The 1,359-nt window shown below is 72.7% G+C and carries 1 protein-coding gene; it reads left to right on the top strand.

Going from position 1 to position 1,359, the window contains the following annotated elements; all coding sequences use genetic code 11:
- The coding region (gene gnd / locus IEW07_RS20685) for an NADP-dependent phosphogluconate dehydrogenase (protein WP_188540674.1) at positions 1–1,359 on the top strand (1,359 nt) is incomplete at both ends.

The following is a 1,359-nucleotide window of genomic DNA, read 5'->3' as shown; positions in this document are numbered from 1 at the left end:
GGCGCGAACCTCGCCCGCAACTTCGCCCGCCACGGCTACACCGTGGCCCTGCACAACCGCTCGGTGGCCCGCACCGACGCGCTGCTGGAGGCCTACGGGTCCGAGGGGCGGTTCATCCGCACCGAGTCCCTGGCGGAGCTGGTGGGCGCCCTGGAGCGCCCGCGCCGGATCCTGGTGATGGTCCAGGCCGGGGCGGCGGTGGATGCGGTGATCGAGGCGCTGGTGCCGCTGCTGGAACCGGGGGACATCATCATCGACGGGGGCAACTCCTACTTCCAGGACACCCGCCGCCGCGAGGCGGCCCTGGCCGAGGCCGGCCTGGACTTCGTGGGGGTGGGGGTCTCCGGCGGTGAGGAGGGGGCGCTGAACGGGCCCTCGATCATGCCCGGGGGCCCGGAGCGGTCCTACGCGTCGCTGGGGCCGATGCTGGAGGACATCGCGGCCAAGGCCGTCGACGGCAGCCCCTGCTGCGCGTGGATCGGCACCGACGGGGCCGGGCACTTCGTGAAGATGGTGCACAACGGCATCGAGTACGCCGACATGCAGGTCATCGGGGAGGCCCACGAGCTGCTGCGCTCGGTCGCCGGGCTGGAGCCGGCCGACCAGGCGAAGGTGTTCCAGCAGTGGAACACCACGGAGCTGGCCTCCTACCTGATCGAGATCACCGCCCACGTGCTGGGCCAGGTCGACGCGCGCACGCAGGGTCCGCTGATCGATGTGATCGTGGACGCGGCCGGGCAGAAGGGCACCGGGCGGTGGACGGTGCAGGAGGCCCTGGAGCTGGGCTCGCCGGTGACGGCGATCGCGGAGTCCGTGTTCGCCCGGGCGCTGTCCTCGGCCGAGCCGGCGATGCGCGCGACCGCGCAGCAGGTGCTGCCCTCGGGGATCGGGGGCACCACCGAGGACGTGGTGGGCGACCCGGGGTTCGTGGAGGACGTGCGCAAGGCGCTGTACGCCTCGAAGCTGGTCTCCTACGCCCAGGGCCTGGAGATGCTCACGATGGCCGGAGCCGAGTACGGGTGGGAGCTGGACCTGGCGGCGATCGCGGGGCTGTGGCGGGAGGGGTGCATCATCCGCGCGCAGCTGCTGGAGGTGATCATGGCCGCCTACGCCGGGGAGAACCGGCCGTTGAACCTGCTCTTCGCCGAGCAGTTCGTCACCGCCCTGGAAGACGCGCTGCCGGCGTGGCGGCGGGTGGTGGCGCGGGCGGTGGAGCGCGGGATCCCGGCCCCGGTGTTCGCCTCGACGCTGAACTACTACGACTCCCTGCGCCGGCCCCGGCTCAACGCCGCACTGACCCAGGGGCTGCGCGACTACTTCGGGGCCCACACCTACCGGCGGATCGACGACGCCGAGGGC

This window comes from Kocuria dechangensis, from assembly GCF_014636775.1.
In the GTDB taxonomy this organism is placed as follows: domain Bacteria; phylum Actinomycetota; class Actinomycetes; order Actinomycetales; family Micrococcaceae; genus Kocuria; species Kocuria dechangensis.
Note: the sequence above shows the minus strand (reverse complement) of the source record. Positions and strands in the feature narration are given on the sequence as shown.